Origin of the sequence: Streptomyces sp. NPDC021115, assembly GCF_044333065.1 — a bacterium.
Classification (GTDB): Bacteria; Actinomycetota; Actinomycetes; order Streptomycetales; family Streptomycetaceae; genus Streptomyces.
Genome location: NZ_JBIRQF010000018.1, coordinates 132,092 through 149,956, shown reverse-complemented (window position 1 = coordinate 149,956; position 17,865 = coordinate 132,092). Strand labels below are relative to the sequence as shown.

General features: G+C 72.0%; 14 protein-coding genes. 2 read left to right on the top strand and 12 right to left on the bottom strand.

Annotation, left to right across the window (positions count from 1 at the left end; genetic code table 11):
* The 3 genes from ACH4TL_RS36535 to ACH4TL_RS36525 form a co-directional block, all read right to left on the bottom strand.
* Window positions 1-1,173, bottom strand: a complete 1,173-nt coding sequence (locus ACH4TL_RS36535) for an acyl-CoA dehydrogenase family protein (RefSeq protein ID WP_398326768.1) — start codon at window positions 1,171-1,173, stop codon at window positions 1-3.
* 70 nt (window positions 1,174-1,243) lie between these two features.
* On the bottom strand, window positions 1,244-1,816 hold the full coding sequence (locus ACH4TL_RS36530; RefSeq protein WP_398326765.1) for a thioesterase family protein: 573 nt from the start codon (window positions 1,814-1,816) through the stop codon (window positions 1,244-1,246).
* Window positions 1,817-1,866: 50 nt separating this feature from the next.
* Window positions 1,867-2,718, bottom strand: a complete 852-nt coding sequence (locus ACH4TL_RS36525) for a TetR family transcriptional regulator C-terminal domain-containing protein (RefSeq protein WP_398326762.1) — start codon at window positions 2,716-2,718, stop codon at window positions 1,867-1,869.
* A gap of 339 nt (window positions 2,719-3,057) precedes the next feature.
* On the opposite strand from ACH4TL_RS36525, the gene ACH4TL_RS36520 reads away from it, so the two are divergent.
* Window positions 3,058-5,412, top strand: a complete 2,355-nt coding sequence (locus tag ACH4TL_RS36520; protein WP_398326877.1) for a transketolase-like TK C-terminal-containing protein — start codon at window positions 3,058-3,060, stop codon at window positions 5,410-5,412.
* Window positions 5,413-5,445: 33 nt separating this feature from the next.
* On the opposite strand, the gene ACH4TL_RS36515 is transcribed toward ACH4TL_RS36520, so the two are convergent.
* Together ACH4TL_RS36515 and ACH4TL_RS36510 are read right to left on the bottom strand one after the other, a co-directional pair.
* Window positions 5,446-6,423: a zinc-binding alcohol dehydrogenase family protein gene (locus ACH4TL_RS36515; protein ID WP_398326759.1), complete on the bottom strand. Its 978-nt coding sequence runs from the start codon at window positions 6,421-6,423 to the stop codon at window positions 5,446-5,448.
* A 50-nt stretch (window positions 6,424-6,473) separates the two neighbouring features.
* A complete protein-coding gene (locus tag ACH4TL_RS36510) occupies window positions 6,474-7,469 on the bottom strand; it encodes an MFS transporter (protein WP_398326756.1) in 996 nt (331 codons plus the stop codon).
* A gap of 388 nt (window positions 7,470-7,857) precedes the next feature.
* Between ACH4TL_RS36510 and ACH4TL_RS36505 the strand changes: the two genes are divergently transcribed.
* A complete protein-coding gene (locus ACH4TL_RS36505) occupies window positions 7,858-8,745 on the top strand; it encodes a helix-turn-helix transcriptional regulator (protein ID WP_398326754.1) in 888 nt (295 codons plus the stop codon).
* A gap of 23 nt (window positions 8,746-8,768) precedes the next feature.
* Here ACH4TL_RS36505 and ACH4TL_RS36500 read toward each other — a convergent pair whose 3' ends face one another.
* The 7 genes from ACH4TL_RS36500 to ACH4TL_RS36470 all read right to left on the bottom strand — a co-directional run bounded on the left by ACH4TL_RS36500 (window position 8,769) and on the right by ACH4TL_RS36470 (window position 17,647).
* Window positions 8,769-9,623: an RNA polymerase sigma-70 factor gene (locus tag ACH4TL_RS36500; RefSeq protein WP_398326751.1), complete on the bottom strand. Its 855-nt coding sequence runs from the start codon at window positions 9,621-9,623 to the stop codon at window positions 8,769-8,771.
* Window positions 9,620-10,177 carry a carboxymuconolactone decarboxylase family protein gene (locus tag ACH4TL_RS36495; protein WP_398326748.1) on the bottom strand — a complete coding sequence of 186 codons (558 nt, stop codon included), beginning with the start codon at window positions 10,175-10,177 and terminating at the stop codon, window positions 9,620-9,622. Before ACH4TL_RS36495 ends, ACH4TL_RS36500 begins: the two co-directional genes overlap by 4 nt.
* 117 nt (window positions 10,178-10,294) lie before the next feature.
* Complete coding sequence (locus ACH4TL_RS36490) at window positions 10,295-13,144, bottom strand: hypothetical protein (protein ID WP_398326745.1); 2,850 nt, start codon at window positions 13,142-13,144, stop codon at window positions 10,295-10,297.
* Window positions 13,141-14,253 carry an AAA family ATPase gene (locus tag ACH4TL_RS36485; protein WP_398326742.1) on the bottom strand — a complete coding sequence of 371 codons (1,113 nt, stop codon included), beginning with the start codon at window positions 14,251-14,253 and terminating at the stop codon, window positions 13,141-13,143. The genes ACH4TL_RS36490 and ACH4TL_RS36485 overlap by 4 nt, the downstream gene beginning before the upstream one ends.
* A 48-nt stretch (window positions 14,254-14,301) precedes the next feature.
* A complete protein-coding gene (locus tag ACH4TL_RS36480; protein WP_398326739.1) occupies window positions 14,302-15,753 on the bottom strand; it encodes a VWA domain-containing protein in 1,452 nt (483 codons plus the stop codon).
* Complete coding sequence (locus ACH4TL_RS36475; RefSeq protein ID WP_398326736.1) at window positions 15,750-17,174, bottom strand: hypothetical protein; 1,425 nt, start codon at window positions 17,172-17,174, stop codon at window positions 15,750-15,752. The genes ACH4TL_RS36480 and ACH4TL_RS36475 overlap by 4 nt, the downstream gene beginning before the upstream one ends.
* Window positions 17,144-17,647: a hypothetical protein gene (locus tag ACH4TL_RS36470; RefSeq protein WP_398326733.1), complete on the bottom strand. Its 504-nt coding sequence runs from the start codon at window positions 17,645-17,647 to the stop codon at window positions 17,144-17,146. Before ACH4TL_RS36470 ends, ACH4TL_RS36475 begins: the two co-directional genes overlap by 31 nt.
* Between the last annotated feature and the right edge of the window lie 218 nt (window positions 17,648-17,865).

Sequence of the window (17,865 nt, the reverse complement as noted above, 5' to 3'; positions counted from 1 at the left end):
TCACGATCCGAGGGGGCGCAGCAGGGACCGGGAGATGATGTGGCGCTGGATCTCGCTGGTGCCGTCCCAGATGCGCTCCACGCGGGCGTCCCGCCAGAAGCGTTCGACCGGCAGTTCCGCCATCAGCCCCATGCCGCCGAAGATCTGCACCGCCCGGTCGGTGATCCGGCCGAGCGTTTCGGAGGCGTACAGCTTCGCCATCGCCGCGTCCCGGTCGGTCATGGTGCCCTGGTCGAGCTTCCACGCCGCCCGCAGGGTCAGCAGTTCCGCGGCGTCCAGTTCGGTGGCCATGTCAGCCAGCGGGAAGCCGACGCCCTGGAACCGGCCGATCGTCTGCCCGAACTGGCTGCGTTCGGCGGCCCATCCGGTGGCGAGGTCCAGTACGCGCCGGGCACGGCCGACGCTGGTGGCGGCGACGCTGAGCCGACTGGCGCCCAGCCACTCCCCCATCAGGTCGAAGCCGCGCCCCTCGTCGCCGAGGCGCTGGCCCGCGGGGATCCGGCAGTCGGTGAACGACAGCTCGCACTGGTGGTAGCCGCGGTGCGATACGCACGCCGAGCCACGGGTGACGGTGAGGCCCGGGGTGTCCAGGTCCACCAGGAACGCGGTGATCGGGTTCTTCCGCCCGCGCCCGGATTCCTGCACGGCGTCAACGGGGCCGGTGGTGGCGAACAGGATCACGAAGTCGGCCGTGTCGGCGTGGCTGATGAAGTGTTTGGTGCCGTTGATGACGTAGTCGCCGCCGTCCGGCACCGCGCGCGTGGTCATCGACCGTACGTCGGATCCGGCGCCGGGTTCGGTCATGGCCAGGCAGTCATGGCGTTCGCCGCGGATGGCCGGGAGCAGATAGCGCTCGCGTTGCTCGCCTTGGCATGCCTGGAGGATGTTGCTCGGCCGGGCGACGAGCATCTGGAGGGCGTAGCCGGTGCGGCCCAGCTCTCGCTCGACGAGGGTCATGCTGGTGGCGTCCAGGCCGCCGCCACCGAGTTCTTCGGGCATGTTGGCCGCGTAGAGCCCGGCGTCGAGGGCCTTGCGGCGGATCCGTTCGGCCAGGGCGGGCGGGACCTCGTCCAGCCGCTCGACCTCGTCCTCGTGCGGTTCCAGCTCGGTCGTGACGAACCTGCGCACCGTTTCCACGATCATGCGCTGCTCGTCGGTGAGTTCGAAATCCATGGCGGCTCCTCAGGACGGCGTGGCAAGGGGCTTGAGGCGCGGCGGGGGCTTCAGGCGACGGCACGGGGCTTCAGGCGCGGCGGCGGATCCCCATCGGGCGGCCCACGACCGCCGGTCGGGGCAGGGCGGCGTGCGCCTGCTGGATCGCGGCCAGCCGCTGGAGCAGGGCCTCCGGCATCGGGCACGACCGCCCCTGCTCCATGTCGACGTGCGTCAACATCTGTTCGGCCGTGGCGAGCAGCGTGCCGGTGGTGCCGTGGTGCATGTCGTGGAAGATGTGCACACGTTTGGTGTCGTGGTCCAGTACGCGGAGGGACAGCCGGATCGGCTCGCCCTCGGCCACCTCGCGGCGGTTGTGCAGATGCGTTTCCACCGTGTAGAGCGAGTGGCCCCCGGCCCGGTAGCGCTCGTCGATGCCGATGTAGCGGAAGAACGCGTCCGCGTTGTCCCCGAAGACCAGCAGGTAGCAGGACTCGCTCATGTGGCCGTTGTAGTCCACCCAGGCCGGGCTGACCGTGGTGTGGTGCAACGACAGCGGTGCGGGGATGTCGGCGGTGTCGTCCCAGGTGCGATGGCCGGTGCCCTCGTAGGGCGTGACCACCCGGCCCCGGTTCTCCTCGGCCCTGTCGTCGTCATCGGCCATGCCCGGCTCCTGTTCTGACGGTGTTGCGCGGTCCTGCTCTCGGGGTTCGTTCAGCTCCGGACGATCTCGCGTTGCACGAAGTCGTAGAGAATCCGCCGCATCCGCTCGACGGTCCGCCCCGGGCGGCCGGTGAGCACCTGGACGCCCAGGCCGTCGATCAGGGCCGTCAGGGACACCGCCTGCTCCTCGGGATCGGTGTCGGTGAACACGCCCTGGGCCTGCCCTTCGGCGATCGTGCGCGCGACGGTCTCGTGGTAGCGGGCGTACGAATCGGTGTGCAGCGCCCGCAGTTCGGGGCGCAGCGCGGTCTCGTTCCACACCTGCAACCAGATCGACCACTCCCTCTGCAACGCGCCGGGGGTGGGCAGTTGCAGCTCGACCAGGCGCAGCAGCCGCTGATGCGCGTCCTCGATGCCGTGCAGCCCGGCGACCTGGCGGTCGAACGCCTGCTGTACGGAATGGCGCAGCGCTTCGGTGAGCAGGCCGTCGCGGCCCGGGAAGTAGTAGTGGATCGTGGCGGCACTCGTCCCGCACGCCTCCGCGACGTCCGACACCCGCACCGCGTGGTAGCCGCGCTCGGCGATGAGGCGCCAGGCCGCGTCGAGGATCTGCCGGTACCGGCCGGTGTCCCCGCCGCGTACGGGGCGCCGCGCGCTGCGCCGCGGGACGGCGGACACCGTGTCCGCCTCGTCGCTGCCGTTGATCAGCCAGTTCACCGTGACGTTGCCGATCTCGGCGATCCTGGTCAGCTCGGCGGGGGTGAACCGCCGGGTCCCGGTCAGCGACTTGGACAGCTTGGTGGGGTCCAGCCCCATGGCGTCGGCGAAGGCGCGCTGACTGCCCGGGTATCCGCGCAGCACCTCACGCACTCGCTGACGCGTCGCGTCCGCGGTGTGCAGCATGCGGCCGACCCTAGGGGCGTGTTGCGAAACCCGCAATGGTCGGGACGAGGTGAAATCGCGAACTTCCCTGCGGCGCGCGGGCTGAATCATCCGTACCGACTGACTCGTCAATCGAATCGCAACGCGGTCCGCCACGGACCAGGGCCGCGTACGTCGGTGGTGGCGTCGAGTGCCCGGCGATTGGGCACGTTGGCCAGTCGAGGGCGTCCCGTCTCCCGCGACACTGGGCAGATTGCCCAGTCGGAAGGCGACATGTTGCGCAGAAGGTGAGGGCTCTGTCTACTTCTCGCATCACACAGCATTCCTGGACGCGAGGTCCAGGCAGTGGAGGTGGTCAATGTGGTCATGGACGCGACCTTCTCGGGTGCCCCGGGCAGGGACCCGGCCGGGAGGGAACACCCCGCGCCGCTCGGCACGCTGGAAGCGGTCGAACGCCGGGTGCTATGGCTGTCCACGGCCATCATCGACCACGCCAACCGGGTGCGGCCGAACCCCACGGGGCTGAAGGTCGGCGGCCACCAGGCGTCCAGCGCGTCGATGAGCACGATCATGACGGCGCTGTGGTTCCACACGCTGACCGCCGAGGACCGGGTGTCGGTCAAGCCCCACGCCTCGCCGGTGCTGCACGCCATCAACTACCTGCTCGGCGAGCTGGACGAGTCGTACCTGACGACGCTTCGCGCGTTCGGCGGCCTCCAGAGCTACCCCAGCCGGTCCAAGGACCCCGACCGGGTCGACTACTCCACCGGCTCGGTCGGCATCGGCGCCACCGCTCCCCTGTGGGGCGCGGTCGCCCGGCGCTATGTGGAGGGCCGTTTCGGCGGCGCAGGGACCGGGCGGCAGTACTCCCTGCTCGGTGACGCAGAGCTGGACGAGGGGGCGATCTGGGAAGCGGTCCAGGACCCGGTGGTGTCGTCGCTCGGCGAGGTGACGTGGATCGTCGACCTCAACCGGCAGTCGCTTGACCGCGTGGTGCCCGGCATCGCCGCCGGACGTCTCCAGGGTATGTTCACGGCCGCGGGCTGGCAGGTGCTCACGCTCAAGTACGGGCATCTGCTGGACGAGCTGTTCGCCCGGCCCGGCGGAGAAGCCCTGCGCACCCGCATCGACGCCATGGGCAACCCCGAATACCAGCGGCTGCTGCGCTGCACCGCGGGGCAGCTGCGCGAGCGGCTGCCCGGCACCGGCTCCACCGCCGGTCCCATCGCCGGGCTCATCGCGCAACTGGACGACGCCACGCTGCTGGCCGCGCTGCGCAACCTGGGCGGGCACGACCTCGGCGCCCTCCTGGAGGCGTACGACGCCATCGACGACACCCGGCCGACCGTCATCTTCGCGTACACGGTCAAGGGCCACGGGCTGCCCACCGAAGGCCATCCGCAGAACCACTCCTCGCTGCTGACCGCCGGCCAGATGCGCCCGCTGGCCGAGCGGCTGGGGGCGGACCTGGACCGCCCCTGGGCCCTCTTCCCCGACGGCTCGGCGGAGGCGTCCCTGTGCGCGGCCGCCGCACACCGGCTGCGCCGCCCCGAGCGCGGGCCGCAAGCGCCGCCCGCCGTTCCGGCCGACCTCGGCCGCCCTGCGCCCACCGGGACCGGCCACACCCAGCAGGCGCTCGGGCGGGCCCTGCTGGACCTCACCCGCCGGGCGCCGGAGGCGGCGGGCCGGATCGTCACCGTCAGCCCGGACGTCAGCTCGACCACCAACCTGGGCGGCTGGCTCAACAAGGTCGGCGTGTGGTCGGCCACCGAGGGCACCGACTGGTTCGCCGACGACGCCGAGACCATCCTCCACTGGCGGGAGAAGCCGACCGGCCAGCATGTGGAGCTGGGCATCGCCGAGACCAACCTGGTCGGTCTGCTGGGCGAGCTGGGCGCCACCTGGAGTCGCTGGGGGCAGCCGCTGCTGCCCATCGGCGTGGTGTACGACCCGTTCGTCAACCGGGCGCTGGAGCCGTGGTCCTTCGGCATGTACGCGGGCGGCCAGTCCATCCTGGTGGGCACCCCGTCCGGGGTCACGCTCGCCCCGGAGGGCGGCGCACACCAGTCGATCACCACCCCTTCGCTCGGCATCGAGCAGCCGGGATGTGTGTCGTACGAGCCCGCCTTCGCCCTCGACACCGAATGGTGTCTGCTCTCCGCCCTGGGAAACCTCGGCCGCCCGCAAGGGAGTTCGGCGTATCTGCGGCTGTCCACCCGCCCGGTGGACCAGTCCCTGGCCGCCGTGCCCACCGACCCCGCCGCGCGCGAACGGCGGCGGCGCCAGGTGGTCGCGGGCGCGTACCGGCTGCGGCGCCACGCCGAGCCGGTGGTGACCATCGCGGCCATGGGCGCCCTGGTCCCCGAGGCCCTGGCCGCCGCCGAACGGCTCGACGCCCTCGGCCACGGCGCCGACGTGGTGTGTGTGACCAGCCCGGACCTGCTGTTCCGCGCCCTCCAGGCCCGGCGCGGGCTGGCGGAGGACCCGGACTGGATCCTCGACCGCGTCTTCCCCGCCGACCGCGCCACCCCGCTGGTCACCGTGCTGGACGGCCACCCGCACACGCTGGCCTTCCTCGCCACCGTGCACCAGGTGCCCGTCACCACGCTCGGCGTGACCCGCTTCGGCCAGTGCGGCGCCCTGGACGACGTCTACCGCTACCACGGCATCGACGGCGACAGCGTGGTCACCGCCGCCCTCGACCTCATCGACTGAAGCCCCCGGCACGGTCCGCCCGCTCCGTCGTCGTCACAGCTCGACGACGACGGAGCCGATCGCCCGGCGTGAGGCGAGGCGGGCGTAGCCGTCCTCGAAATCGTCCAGCGGGACCCGGCTGTCGATGACGGGCCGGAGCTTGCCGGCGGCGGCCAGCTCTCCGATACCGCGCAGGGCATGGGCGATGTCCTCGGTGGCGTGGGAGAAGAGGGAGTAGCCGGTGACGTACTTCTCGCCGCCGATCAGGTCCATCACGTCCGCCTCGGCCCGCATGCCACCGACGAAGCCGAGCGAGACGAGCGTGCCGTGACGGCGCAGGACGTGCAGCAGCTCGCCCAGGAGGGATCCGCCGACGGGGTCGAGCGCCAGGTCGGCTCCCCGGCCCCCGGTGAGTTCCGCGACCGCGGCGCCGAGATCCCGGGTGGACAGGTCGGCCACCGCCCACGCGCCCGCCTGCTCGGCCCGCCGCGCCTTCTCCGGGGACGACACCAGCGCGATCGGACGCGCTCCCAAGGCCGAGGCCGTCTGGATCGCGGCGTGGCCGACCGATCCGGTGGCGCCGGAGATCAGCACGGTCCGGCCGGGCTCGACGTGCGCGACGTCGGTGAGGGCGAGGTAGGCGGTGAGGTAGTTGACGGTGAGCGCCGAGCCCTCGGCCCAGTCGAGGGTGTCGGGCAGGGCGAGCAGCCGGTCCTCGTCGACGGCCACCCACTGCTGGAACAGGCCATCGGCGGCCGTGCCCAGCTCGCCACCGCCGTAGACGGCCACCCTGGTGCCCGGCGCGAACCGCTCGCCCTCCTCGACGACGCCCGCGCCCTCGCTGCCGAGGACGAGCGGGGCGGTGGCGTAGCCGGGGCCGAAGGCGCCGGAGCGCACCGTGGCCGTGTACGGGCTGATCGTCGCCGCCCGCATGCCGACCAGCGCCTGGCCGGGGCCGCGCACGGGCTTCGGCCGCTCCTCCACGGCCATCCGCGCTGGTGTGCCGAAGTGGCGGGTCACGATCGCCTTCATGGGGATGCTCCTGTCGTCGGGGGCGGGTGGTTCCGGGGGTTCGGGTGTTTTCAGTGGTCGGCGGGCGCGCGGGCGGCCGACGGCCGCTGACCGGAACCGGCCTCGGCACGGTCCTCGGCAACGCCCTCGGATCCGGCCCGCGCGGTGAGTGCCCCGTCCCGCAGCGCCGTCGCGAGGGCGCCGAGGGCGAAGGCGGCTCCGACGTATCCGATGGCCGCCAGGCCGGGGCCGTGGTCGATGACCAGGCCGGAGACATACGGGGCGACGGCGATGCCGACGTTGAAGGCGGCGATGTTGAGCGCGCCGCCCAGCGTGCGGGTGTGGCCGAGGATGCCGAAGACACGGGCGTTGACCGCCGGGTTGGTGGCGAAGCCACCCGCGGCCAGGAGCATGGACAGCGGAATCACCGCCCGGGCGGTCGGCGCGGTCAGTGCGATGGCGACGGCGATCACGGCCGTCGCGACCATCCCGGCGACCAGCACGGCGAACGGCCTACGGTCCGCGATGCGCCCGCCCACGCTCAGGCCCACCAGCGCACCCACCCCGTAGAGGCCCAGTACTGCCGGTACGAAGCGCTCGGGCAGGCCCGTGACGTCCTCCAGCAAGGCGCCCAGATAGGAGAAGATCGCGATCGTCGCGGAGATCGTCAGCGCGGTCGTGGCGTAGGCGACCCACAGGCGCGGGACGCTCAGCGAGCGCAGCTCGGTACGGAGCTCCAGGCGTGGCGCCGTGTCGTCGTGCCCGCCGGGCAGCGCGCCGATCAGCGTGATCGCGGAGAGGGCCGTCACCCCCGCCACCGCCCAGAACGCCGCCTGCCACCCGGCGTACTGCGCCAGCACGGTGCCCGCCGGAACCCCGACGATCATGGACAGGCTCAGCCCTGACACCACGACGGAGACCGCCTTGCCCCGCTTGTCCGCCGAGACGGCCGCCACCGATGCCAGGGCCCAGAACCCGGCGTACGCCATCGCCGTGACCGCGCGCATCACCAGCTGGAAACCGAAGTGCGGCACGAGAGCGGCCGCGATGTGCCCGGCGATGAACACCGTCTGGAAGCCGACGAGGGCCGCGGCGCGGCATCCGCAGCGTCGCCACGGTCAGCAGTGGCGCGCCCACCACCATGCCGACGGCGAACGCCGACACCAGCAGCCCCGCATGCGACAGCGAGACCTCGAGATCGCGTGCCATGGACGGCAGCAGTCCCGCGAGCATGAACTCGGACGTGCCTTGGGCGAACGTTCCGAACCCGATGAGATAGATGACGAAAGGCATGGTGAGGGTCGCTCCACAAGGATCAGCGCGAGAAGGGGACCACTCCACTCTGGCCACGCTCACGCCCCTGACCCGCCCCCCGGTCTGGCTCAGCCGAACCTGGGTCCAGCTGGGCCACCCTCACCCCCGGCGGGCCGCACGTAGCCCTTCGATACTGGAGGGATGGAGCACAACAGCGAACTCGGCGACTTCCTGCGCTCCCGTCGCGCACGCCTCACCCCCGACATCGCCGGGCTGCCGCCGGGCCCCGGTGCCCGCCGCGTGCCCGGGCTCCGCCGCGAGGAGGTCGCGCTCCTCGCCGGTGTGAGCACCGACTACTACACGCGCCTCGAGCAGGGACGTCACCCGCACGTCTCCGAGACCGTGCTGGCCTCCGTCGCCCGCGCCCTGCGGCTGGACGACGACGAGCGCGACTACCTCTTCGCCCTCGCCCGCCCCCGCCCCGCGGGCCCACGGCGCCGCCGCCCGCCCCGTGCCGAGCGGGCCCGGCCCGCGGTGCACCGGATGCTCGACGTCCTGAACGACGTCACCCCGGCCTTCGTCGCCAACCACCGCCAGGACGTGATCGGCTCCAACCGGCTCGCCCGCGCCCTGATCACCGACTTCGACGCGCTGCCGTACCGGGAGCGCAATTTCGCCCGCTTCGTACTCCTCGATCCGGCCGCCCGCGAGCGTTACGGGAACTGGGACGAGGTCGCCGAGATCGTCGTCGCCGATCTGCGGCTGGCCTCCGCGCGCCACCTCGACGACTCCCAACTGAACGAACTCGTCGGGGAGTTCCTCGTCAAGGTGCCCGAGTTCCGCGCCTGGTGGGACACCCATCGCGTCGCCCAGTGCGTCTACGGTGCCCAGCGCTTCCGCCACCCCACCGTCGGCAGCCTCACCCTCCACCACGAGACCCTGGCCTTCCCCGCCGACCCCGACCAGACCCTCTGCCTCTACACGGCGGAAGCGGGCTCGCCCTCCGCCGAGGCCCTCGCCCTGCTCGCCAGCTGGAACGCCCCCTCCGCCCCCGGGCCCGCCCCGGCCCGTGCGGAGGAGAACCGATGAGGTTCAGTCCGTCGCGCTCGCGGCTACGCCGAGAGGTGCCGCAGCTTGTCCGGGTTGCGGATGATCCGGATCTCCGTGATCCGGCCGTCGGTGACCTCCACGCAGGCGACGGTGTCCGGTCGGCCCGCGACGGTGAGCAGCACTCCCGGACGCCCGTTCACGTCGACCGCGTGCACCCGGGGGTCGTCCATCGGCTGGGTGACGACGGCGGCGAGGAAACGGGCGACCTTGTCCGCACCGCGCTGCGGGCGGACCGCGGCCTTCACCTTGCCGCCGCCGTCACTCCAGGCCGTCACATCGGGGGCGAGCAGTTCCATCATCCGGTTGAGGTCGCCGCCGACACAGGCGGCCAGGAACTCATCGGTGACCTGTCGCCGCACCTCGGCCGGTGTGTCGTAGCGCGGCCGCCGGGCCTGGACGTGTGACCTGGCGCGATGGCCGACCTGCCGTACGGATGCCTCGCTCCGCTCCAGCATTCCGGCGATTTCCTTGAACGAGAAGCGGAACACCTCCTTGAGCACGAAGACGGCCCGCTCCAGTGGGGAGAGGGATTCGAGGACGACGAGCATGGCGAGTGAGACGGACTCGGCCAGCTCCGCCTCCTCGGCGGCGTCGGGCTGGGTGACCAGCGGTTCGGGCAGCCAGGGCCCGACGTACTGCTCACGGGTGGCGGCGGCCGAGGTGAGCCGGTTGAGCGCCAGGTTGGTGACCGTACGGGTCAGATAGCCGGCCGGGTTGTCCACGGCGGTGGACACCTGGCTGCAGCGCAGCCAGGTGTCCTGGACCACGTCCTCGGCGTCGGCGACACTGCCGAGCATGCGGTAGGCGATGCCGAACAGCATGCGGCGGTGTTGTTCGAAGGCGGTCGCGTCGATCACATCCGTGACGGTACCGCGCAGGCGTCCGAGAAACCCTGACTGGTCAGGCCGAAGGCGCTGTTCACGCGCGAGCGGTAGTTCTCCAGGGCGATCATGGCGGTGAGTTCGACGAACGCGGCCTCGCCCAGCCGTTCGATCAGAGCGGCGGCCAGCTCGTCGGTGACGCGGGGCTCGGTCTCGGTCATGGCCTCGGCGTAGTCGAGGACGAGCAGCTCAAGATCGGTGAAATCCTCCTGGTGGTCGCGCCACTGCGGGACCTTGGAAATCTTGTCCATGGGCAGTCCGAGGGTGCCAGCCTCCCAGTGCCCGAAGTCCATGCACCAGGAGCAGTTGATCCTGGCCGCCGCGGCCATGACGGCGAGGTGCTTCAGGCCCGGGTCGAGCCGGTTCCACTTGGCGGCACCGCGCTCCTGCCGTACGTAGGTGAGCAGCACCCGCCCGTTGTGGCCGACGGCCAGACCGGGATCGAGCACCTTGCCGTAGGTGCGCCGGGAATACCAGGCGCCGACGCGGTTGAGCAGGGTGTTGGGCGGGGTGAGCGAGATCCGGGCCATGGCGGCTTCTCCTCGTGTCGTATCCGTGACGCGCTTCTGGTCGAGCGGGTCGTTCCAAGGCTTCCGGAGGTGTGACAAGGCAGCCCGCCGGAGCGTGACATCCGGCGGGCCAGGTGATCAGACCCGGGTCAGCAGCGCCTCCAGGGCCGTGGCCGTCTCCGGGTGGCGAGCGGCCAGGGCCGCGCCCGCCGGGTGGGGGGAGTCCGCGGTGGCCCATGTGCCGTCGCAGCCCAGCAGGTTCGCCACCGCGTCGCAGGTCGCCGGGTGGGCGGCGAGCAGCGCGCCGCGGTGGCCGCCGGCCGCGCGTGGTGCGGGGTGGGCGGTCCCGGGCTCCGGTTGCGCCCGCCACGGCGGGACCCATGCGTCCAGTGCCGCCAGGCGGCCGGGGAAGATCCGTCCGGCCTCGCGGATCAGCAGCGGGGCCAGTTCGGCGCCGTCCGCTCGCAGGGCGGTGATCAGGGTCGGCAGCCAGGGCAGGAGCACCGCGTCCGGCAGCCGCCCGAAGGCGTTCGACACCGCCTCCACGACGAAGTCGGAGAGACCCGGAACGGGCTCCAGGGCGTGGACGAAGCCGCTGAGGTAGCGCGGATAGGCGGGCACGACCATCGGGTTGGCCAGCAGTTCGTCGCACCTCGCCCGGAGGTCCGCGCGCGAGAGGTGGCCGAGGTGCTGCTGTGCCGCCCACAGCAGCGCCGTCTTCGGCGGGTCCTTCGGATGCGACTGGGCGACGGCCAGTTCCAGTTGGGTGCGGTCACAGCCCAGCGACAGCGCCAGGCTCTCCATGCTGAACAGGAAGCCCAGTGTGGCCGCCACATGGCGGACGGTGGCGTCGTCGTCGCTGAACGCCGTGGGCAGCAGGGTGCAGTAGTGCGCGTATCCGGTCGTGGCGAAGGACTCGATCCACGGCGGCAGAACCGGCTCGCTGGTGCGGTAGTACGCCAGCAGCCGCCGCACCCGGCGCAGCACCTCCGGTGCCCCGTCGACGCTGCGTTCGGCCGACAGCACCTCCAGGGCACGGGTGCCCAGTTCGTCGGCGAGGCGGCGGCTGCGCAAGTACAGCGTGGCGTCCTCGACGGCTTCGAGGACGGTCGCCGCGGTGGCCTGGGGGTCGTACGCGGTGCGGCGCAGCCGCTGCTCCAGGACCTGTTCGATGCTGACGCCCTCGTAGCCCAGCTCGATGAGCGCACGCTGATGGGTGCCCAGCGCCACGTCCCATGACTCCTGGATCGGCCGCTCCCCCAGGGTCCGCTCGCCCATGATGGGCCGGGCGGTGCCGTGCGGCATCAGGTAGCGCAGGATCCACAGCACGTCGGAACACTGCTGGAGCTCGGGCCGGGAGGCGATGTCCAGCAGGGCGCGCTGCACACCGCGCTGCTGGAGCTTGAGGTTCAGCGGCGCGAGCCGGTCGTGCACATCGCGGGCCAGGGGTGGCAGCGCTTCGTAGCCGACCTTGCCGATCCGGTCGCCGCCCATCATGATCTCCACGAGGCGGCGGACATCGCGCCGTCCGGGCACGGTGTCCTTCTCGATGCAGGTGACGGCCGCGTCCTGGAAGTCGTACGGGGTGGGCTTGGCGCGGTCGCGCATCCCGGCCAGCAGGATCGACGTCTCGAACACCGCGATGGCGTCGGCGGTGGAAGCGAGATAGCCGTTACGGCGTGCGGCGCGCACGATCTCCACCGACCAGCCGAGCAGCTCGGTCTCGTCCAGCCGGTCCAGAACGGGTGGTTGCCGCAGGAAGCCGGTCAGCTTGTCGGAGGCCGGTGCCGGGGCGAGGGGCCCGCCTCCGCCGGGCGCGGGAGCGGCCGTGTTCTTGCGGGGCCTGGTCTTCTGCGTGCCCGCCTGCCCGGCCAGGCGGTACGGCTCCACCCGGGTGCGCTTGACGTTCTTCGCCCAGACCGTGGCGGCGATGGACACCGAACCGGCGGCGAGGCCGAACTGCGCCTCGATCGCCGCGTGGCTGGACGGGATCAGTCCGTATTGCCAGGTGGTGGCGGTGCGCGGGCTGATCCGATACGTGTCGGCGCCGTGGACGCCGAACTCCTCGACGCGGCTGGCGGCGTGGAAGGCGCCGCACACATAGAGGCAGTCGGCGGGATCGGTGCCGGTGGCGGCCAGGTGCTCGCGCATCCTGGTCCACATGCAGCGCTCGCGGTCCTCGTCCACCCGCACCCGGTGCGCGTCGCCGGGCGCGAGGCGGCGGAAGAGGCTGCCGATCAGGAACATGACCTGGCGGTAGGTGTCGTGGTCGCCGTCGCCGAGCGGCAGCTCGACGTACTGGTGCCACCACTCCGACCAGTGGCGCACCTTGCCGTGGCGCAGCAGGTGTTCCTCCAGTTCCGCGAAGCGCGGCCGCAGGTCGCCGATCTCCACGCCGACCGCGTCGCCGTGCAGCGCGGCCTCTTCCTCGGCGGCGGGCGCGTCCGGCTCGCCCTCGGTGGCGGGCTCCTCGGAGCGCGTTCCGCGCGCGTCCCACTGGAAGACGTGGTCCGAGGAACGGTCGACGAGGACCAGCTCGACCCCGGGGGTGTCCAGCGCGTAGGCGATCGCCTGGTACTCGGCCGAGGCCTCGGTGACCGGTGCGACCACCGACAGCGGGGACCACTCGGGCGGGAAGCCGTCGACCGCGGCCGCGAACGCCTGGACCGCCACCGGGAGCCGGCAGTTGCGCAGTTCGGTCAGCAGCGGCGCCATGTCCTCGCACAGCTCCAGGTACACGACCTTGGGCTGCTTCTCGCGGAGGCGGCGGGCCATCGCGAGCGCCGAGGCGGGCGAGTGGTGGCAGACGGGGAAGATCTCCAGTGGCTCGCCCGCCGCGCGGTCGACGTCGTCGACGAGGCCGAGCAGGATGGACTCCAGGGCGTCGGGCCCGTCGGCGAACGTCGCGGCGGCCTCGCGCAGCTGCCCGCGCAGCGCCTCGAAGGTTTCCTGGTGGGTGCCGCCGGTCTGCTGGTGGGTGCCGCTCATGACAGGGTGGCGATCGCGTCGCGGCCGCCCTCGAGGAACTCCGGCCAGGAGCCGCCCTCCTCCTTGCTGCGCGGCTCCACGACTCCGTGCAGATACTTGTTGAGGATGGCCAGGTCCTCGGGCTCGCGCCGGGCCAGCGATCCGACGAGCGAGGTGGCGAGGGTGTGGGCGGTCAGGGCGCGCGCGCCGAAGAAGTTGCTGTGCAGGATCGCGTCCTCCAGCACACCGATCTGCTCGGCGGTGGACAGCGCGGACTCCAGCTTCTCGTCGTCGCTGCCCGCCGCGGCGGCCGAGGCGCGCAGATCGGCGAAGCTCTGGAGCAGGACGTCGAGCAGTGTCGGCGGCACGTCCAGCTCGATCCGGTGGCGGCGCAGCAGTTCCTCGGTGCGGAAGCGGACGATCTCCGCCTCGCTCTTCTTGTTCGTCATCACCGGGATGCGGACGAAGTTGAAGCGGCGCTTGAGCGCCGAGGACAGGTCGTTGACGCCCCGGTCGCGGCTGTTGGCGGTGGCGATGACCGAGAAGCCGGGCTTGGCGAAGACGATGCCGTCGCTGTCCAGCTCGGGTACGGAGATGTACTTCTCGGACAGGATCGAGATCAGCGCGTCCTGGACGTCGCTGGTGGAACGGGTGAGTTCCTCGAAGCGGCCGATCGCGCCGGTCTCCATGGCGGTCATGATCGGCGAGGGGATCATCGACTCCCTGGACTGGCCCTTGGCGATCACCATGGACACGTTCCAGGAGTACTTGATGTGGTCCTCGGTGGTACCGGCCGTGCCCTGCACGACCAGCGTGGAGTTGCGGGAGATGGCGGCGGACAGCAGCTCGGCCAGCCAGCTCTTCCCGGTGCCGGGGTCGCCGATGAGCAGCAGCCCGCGGTCGGAGGCCAGCGTGACGATGGAGCGCTCCACGAAGCTGCGGTCGCCGAACCACTTCTGGGCGATCTCCCGGTCCAGGCCGTCGGAGCGCTCGGAGCCCAGGATGAACAGGCGGATCATCTTCGGGGACAGGCGCCAGGAGAAGGGCTTGGGGCCGTCGTCGACGGACTCCAGCCAGTCCAGCTCCTCGGCGTACTTGATCTCGGCGGGGGCGCGCAACAGGTCGGACATCACAGGGCCTTTCTGAACAGGAAAGTAAGCGGGAAACGCAAGCGGGAACTAGCCGAGGAACGTCTTCAGCTCGTGGACGAGCTTGCGTATGTGGCCGGAGAGCACCGGCGCACCGAGATCCTTGAAGCGCTCCCGGAACCACGGGTTGACGCTGCCGCGTCCGGAGCTGGTCACCGAGCCGACCGGGATGAACTTGGCTCCCGAGCGGTGGATGGCGGCCATGCTCTCGAACAGCGGCTCGCTCTGCCATTCGAAGAAGTCGGAGATCCACACCACGACCGTGTTGCGCGGTTCGGCGATCTTCGGCTGGGCCAGGGCCATGGCGACCGTGCCGTCGGTGCCGCCCCCGAGGTTGGTGCGCAGCAGGGTTTCGAAGGGGTCGCGCACCCAGGGCGTCAGGTCGAGCGCCTGGGTGTCGTACGCGATAAGGTGGACGTCCACCTTGGGGAGCCCGGCGAAGATGGACGCCAGGATGGTGCAGTTCACCATCGAGTCGACCATCGAGCCCGACTGGTCCACGACGACGATCAGCCGCTGCGGCGTCGTCTTGCGGGCGGTGTGCCGGTAGTAGAGGCGGTCGACGTACAGCCGCTCCTCCTCCGGGCTCCAGTTGGTGAGGTTCTTCCAGATCGTGCGGTCGAGGTCGAGGTTGCGGAACACCCGCTTGGGCGGGACGGAGCGGTCCAGGGCGCCGACCGTGGCCTTCTCGACCTGGGTGCGCAGCACTTCGGCGACCTCGTCGACGAAGCGGCGGATCAGGGCCTTGGCGTTGGCGAGGGCCACGCCAGAGAGGTTGTCCTTGTCCCGCAGCAGCTGCTCGATGAGCGACATGCTCGGGGTCAGCTGCGCGGCGAGCGCGGGGTCGGCCAGCACCTCGCGCAGCCGCATCCGCTTGACGAGGTCGGCCTCCAGGGCGCCCAGCTCCGGGCCGATCTCCGGGATCAGCCTGCTGAGGTCGGGCGTGATGCCCGGGCCGCCGGTGCCAGTGGGGCTGACGCCCGGCCCGGCCGCCCCGATGGCGGGCTTCCCGCCGGAGCGGCCCCCGCGCAGCTCGCCGGGCTTGCAGCCGAGGGCGCGCTCCAGCCAGCCCGCGTCGGACTGCCAGCGCGCCAGCTGTCCCGCGGTGACCGTGCCGGAGCCCCGGGCGAAGACGTTGAGCAGGACCTTGGAGGCCAGCGCGGCGCGCCGTACTTCGGCGGCCCGGTCGCGCGCCCCGTCGGCGGCGTCGGCATCGGGTTCGGGCGTCATCAGACCGTCGAACTCCTCGGCCAGCTCCGGGTGGCGCTGCACGACCGAGTCGACGGACGCCCCCGGGTCCAGCAGGGCGGACGGCAGCCCGACGTCCTCCACGACGGCGAGGCTCGCCGACTCCAGGGTGGCCTGCTCCTCGGGGCCGAAGAGGCGGGCGAGCAGCCGCCAGTACAGGACCTGACGGCGGTTGTCGTGGGCCGGGTGCGGGGTGGGGTCCTCGTTCGTCTCCGAGGTGGTGTGTTCCGTCATTTCCGCAGCAGCCTCCCTGCCCGCTCCCGCAGCGCGGCAACGGCGTCGGTGGCGGCCTTCTCGGCCTTGACCCCGGCCTTGTCGTCCGTACCCCCGGCCCATCCCCCGGCGTGCAGGACGACGGCCTTCTTCCGCACGGTCTTCTCGACGGCCAGGGGCTGGACGCGGTACGCCCCGGCGTCCCAGCGGAGCAGCCCGATGCAGGCGCTCGACCCCGTGACGGCCTCGGGGGTGAGCGGACCGGCGACCGGAACGCGGTCGGTGTCGACGGCGAGCGGGTGCCCGGCGACGGTGAACGTCAGCGCGCCGTCGGCCTTCTTGGAGGTGTACCCCTCCAGGAAGACGGGGACGGCGATGCGTGCCGGATGCCGGTCCAGGGGCGCGGTGGGCGCGTCGGCGGCGGTGGGCAGGGCGACGCGGGCGGTGGCGAAGGGGTCGGCGGGCTCGCCCTGACGCGCGTGCTCGTCGCTCCAGAGCAGGTCGCCCTCGGCGGTGAGCGGCATGTCGGTGAGGTCCATCGCGCGTCCCTCGCTGACGGCGGCCAGGAGCGACATGTGCGGCCGCAGCAGCTGCCAGATGCCGACGCCGACGACCGTATCGGGCTTGGGGACCGACACGCTGGCCCGCACCAGGCGGGATGTGCCGCCGTCGGCGGGCTCGAACACCGCGTGGACCTGGGCCTGTGCCGCGGTCGCGTGTTCCTGCACATCGACGCCGAGCGGCAGCAGACGGCCGGTGGCCGCGACGGTCCCCGGTGCGGCGGCCCCGCCGGGCAGGATCAGCAGCAGCGCCCGCGCCCACAGGTCGGCCCAGCGGCGCGCCGGTACGCGGTCCAGGGCGGCGCCCGGGCAGGACGCGGCGAGTTCGGCGGCGAAGCCGTCGAGGAGCGTCGCCGGGCGGCGCAACGCCGGGTCCGTGAGCATCGCGGAGACGATCCGCGCCGCCCCGGAGACCACGTCGTGGTCGATGCCCTGCCATCCGGCGCGCGCCAGGTCGGCCAGCCAGGAGCGGGCGGCGGCGAGCAGGTTCACCGCTTCGGGCCCGTCCGGCGCCGGTGGGGTGGCGGTCTCCTCGCCGCGCGGCCGGCCGGTCGCCTCCTCGATCCGGGCCATCAGCGCGTCGTGGACGGAACCGAGCAGCGCGGTGCGGGCGGCGGCGAGGGCGACGAAGTGGTCCTCACCCGCGGCTCCGGCCGCCGCCTTCTCGGCCGCCTCGGCGGCCCTGGCGGCCAGCGGCGTGCCCGCCACGGCCCGGGCCAGCTCCGTCAGACCGGTGGCCTGCCCGGGCTGGGGGCGCAGCAGACCGGCGACGAGCACCCGGTCGAAGGCGTCGACGGCGGTCAGGGCCTCGTCGAGGTCGGCGATGGGCTCGGCGAGCAGATCGGCGCGCATCACGCCACCGCCCTGGTCGACGGGAACCACTGCATCTCCGGCAACGGCGCGGTGACCGGGGCGAGTTCCAGGTAGGTGAGATGGCGCAGGAACCGGCTGAAGACCGACGCGGCGGCCTGCGCGTCCGCCTGCGCGGGCGAGGTGGCGGCCATGTCGGCGGAGAGGGACAGCGCAGTGGGCTCCCCGTCCGCGGACTCGACCCGCAGATAGCGGCCGACCCGCTCGGCGCCGTACTGGAGCACCGCCTCGCTGATCAGGGCCATGATGTGCTTGCAGTACGAGCCACGCGCACCGCCGCAGGGCCGGTTGTTGTTGGTGCTGCAGGCGAACGCGTACGTGGTGGCCGCGACCGACGAGACGTAGACCCGCCCGATGTCCGAGCCGCTGGACACCACGCCCTGGAGGCGTCCGTCGGCCAGCTCGACGAACGGGACCTTGGCGAGCTTGCGCGGCCGCGCGGGCGGGATCACCCGCGCCGTGCTCGACCTCTCCCAGTCTGACAACGCGTCATCTCCTTTGCGGGCAGGGGTGGTTCAGGGACTGCCGCTCGCCATGTCGGCGCGGCACGAATGAACCTACGGCCACCCACTGACAACGGCCGCTCGGAGCGGGAGGACGGAGAGGGCGCGGAGTGCGCTATTCCGCTTCAGCGCGGACCAGTTGGCCGAATAGCGCCATCGAACAGGCTTCGGATCTCGCCATATGGAATGTTTTACAGAAG

What these genes read in the sequence shown, in the direction of transcription:
- ACH4TL_RS36535 (WP_398326768.1), bottom strand. Translation starts at nt 1,173, where the DNA reads ATGGATTTCGAACTCACCGACGAGCAGCGCATGATCGTGGAAACGGTG.
- ACH4TL_RS36530 (WP_398326765.1), bottom strand. Translation starts at nt 1,816, where the DNA reads ATGGCCGATGACGACGACAGGGCCGAGGAGAACCGGGGCCGGGTGGTC.
- ACH4TL_RS36525 (WP_398326762.1), bottom strand. Translation starts at nt 2,718, where the DNA reads ATGCTGCACACCGCGGACGCGACGCGTCAGCGAGTGCGTGAGGTGCTG.
- ACH4TL_RS36515 (WP_398326759.1), bottom strand. Translation starts at nt 6,423, where the DNA reads ATGAAGGCGATCGTGACCCGCCACTTCGGCACACCAGCGCGGATGGCC.
- ACH4TL_RS36505 (WP_398326754.1), top strand. Translation starts at nt 7,858, where the DNA reads ATGGAGCACAACAGCGAACTCGGCGACTTCCTGCGCTCCCGTCGCGCA.
- ACH4TL_RS36495 (WP_398326748.1), bottom strand. Translation starts at nt 10,177, where the DNA reads ATGGCCCGGATCTCGCTCACCCCGCCCAACACCCTGCTCAACCGCGTC.
- ACH4TL_RS36490 (WP_398326745.1), bottom strand. Translation starts at nt 13,144, where the DNA reads ATGAGCGGCACCCACCAGCAGACCGGCGGCACCCACCAGGAAACCTTC.
- ACH4TL_RS36485 (WP_398326742.1), bottom strand. Translation starts at nt 14,253, where the DNA reads ATGTCCGACCTGTTGCGCGCCCCCGCCGAGATCAAGTACGCCGAGGAG.
- ACH4TL_RS36480 (WP_398326739.1), bottom strand. Translation starts at nt 15,753, where the DNA reads ATGACGGAACACACCACCTCGGAGACGAACGAGGACCCCACCCCGCAC.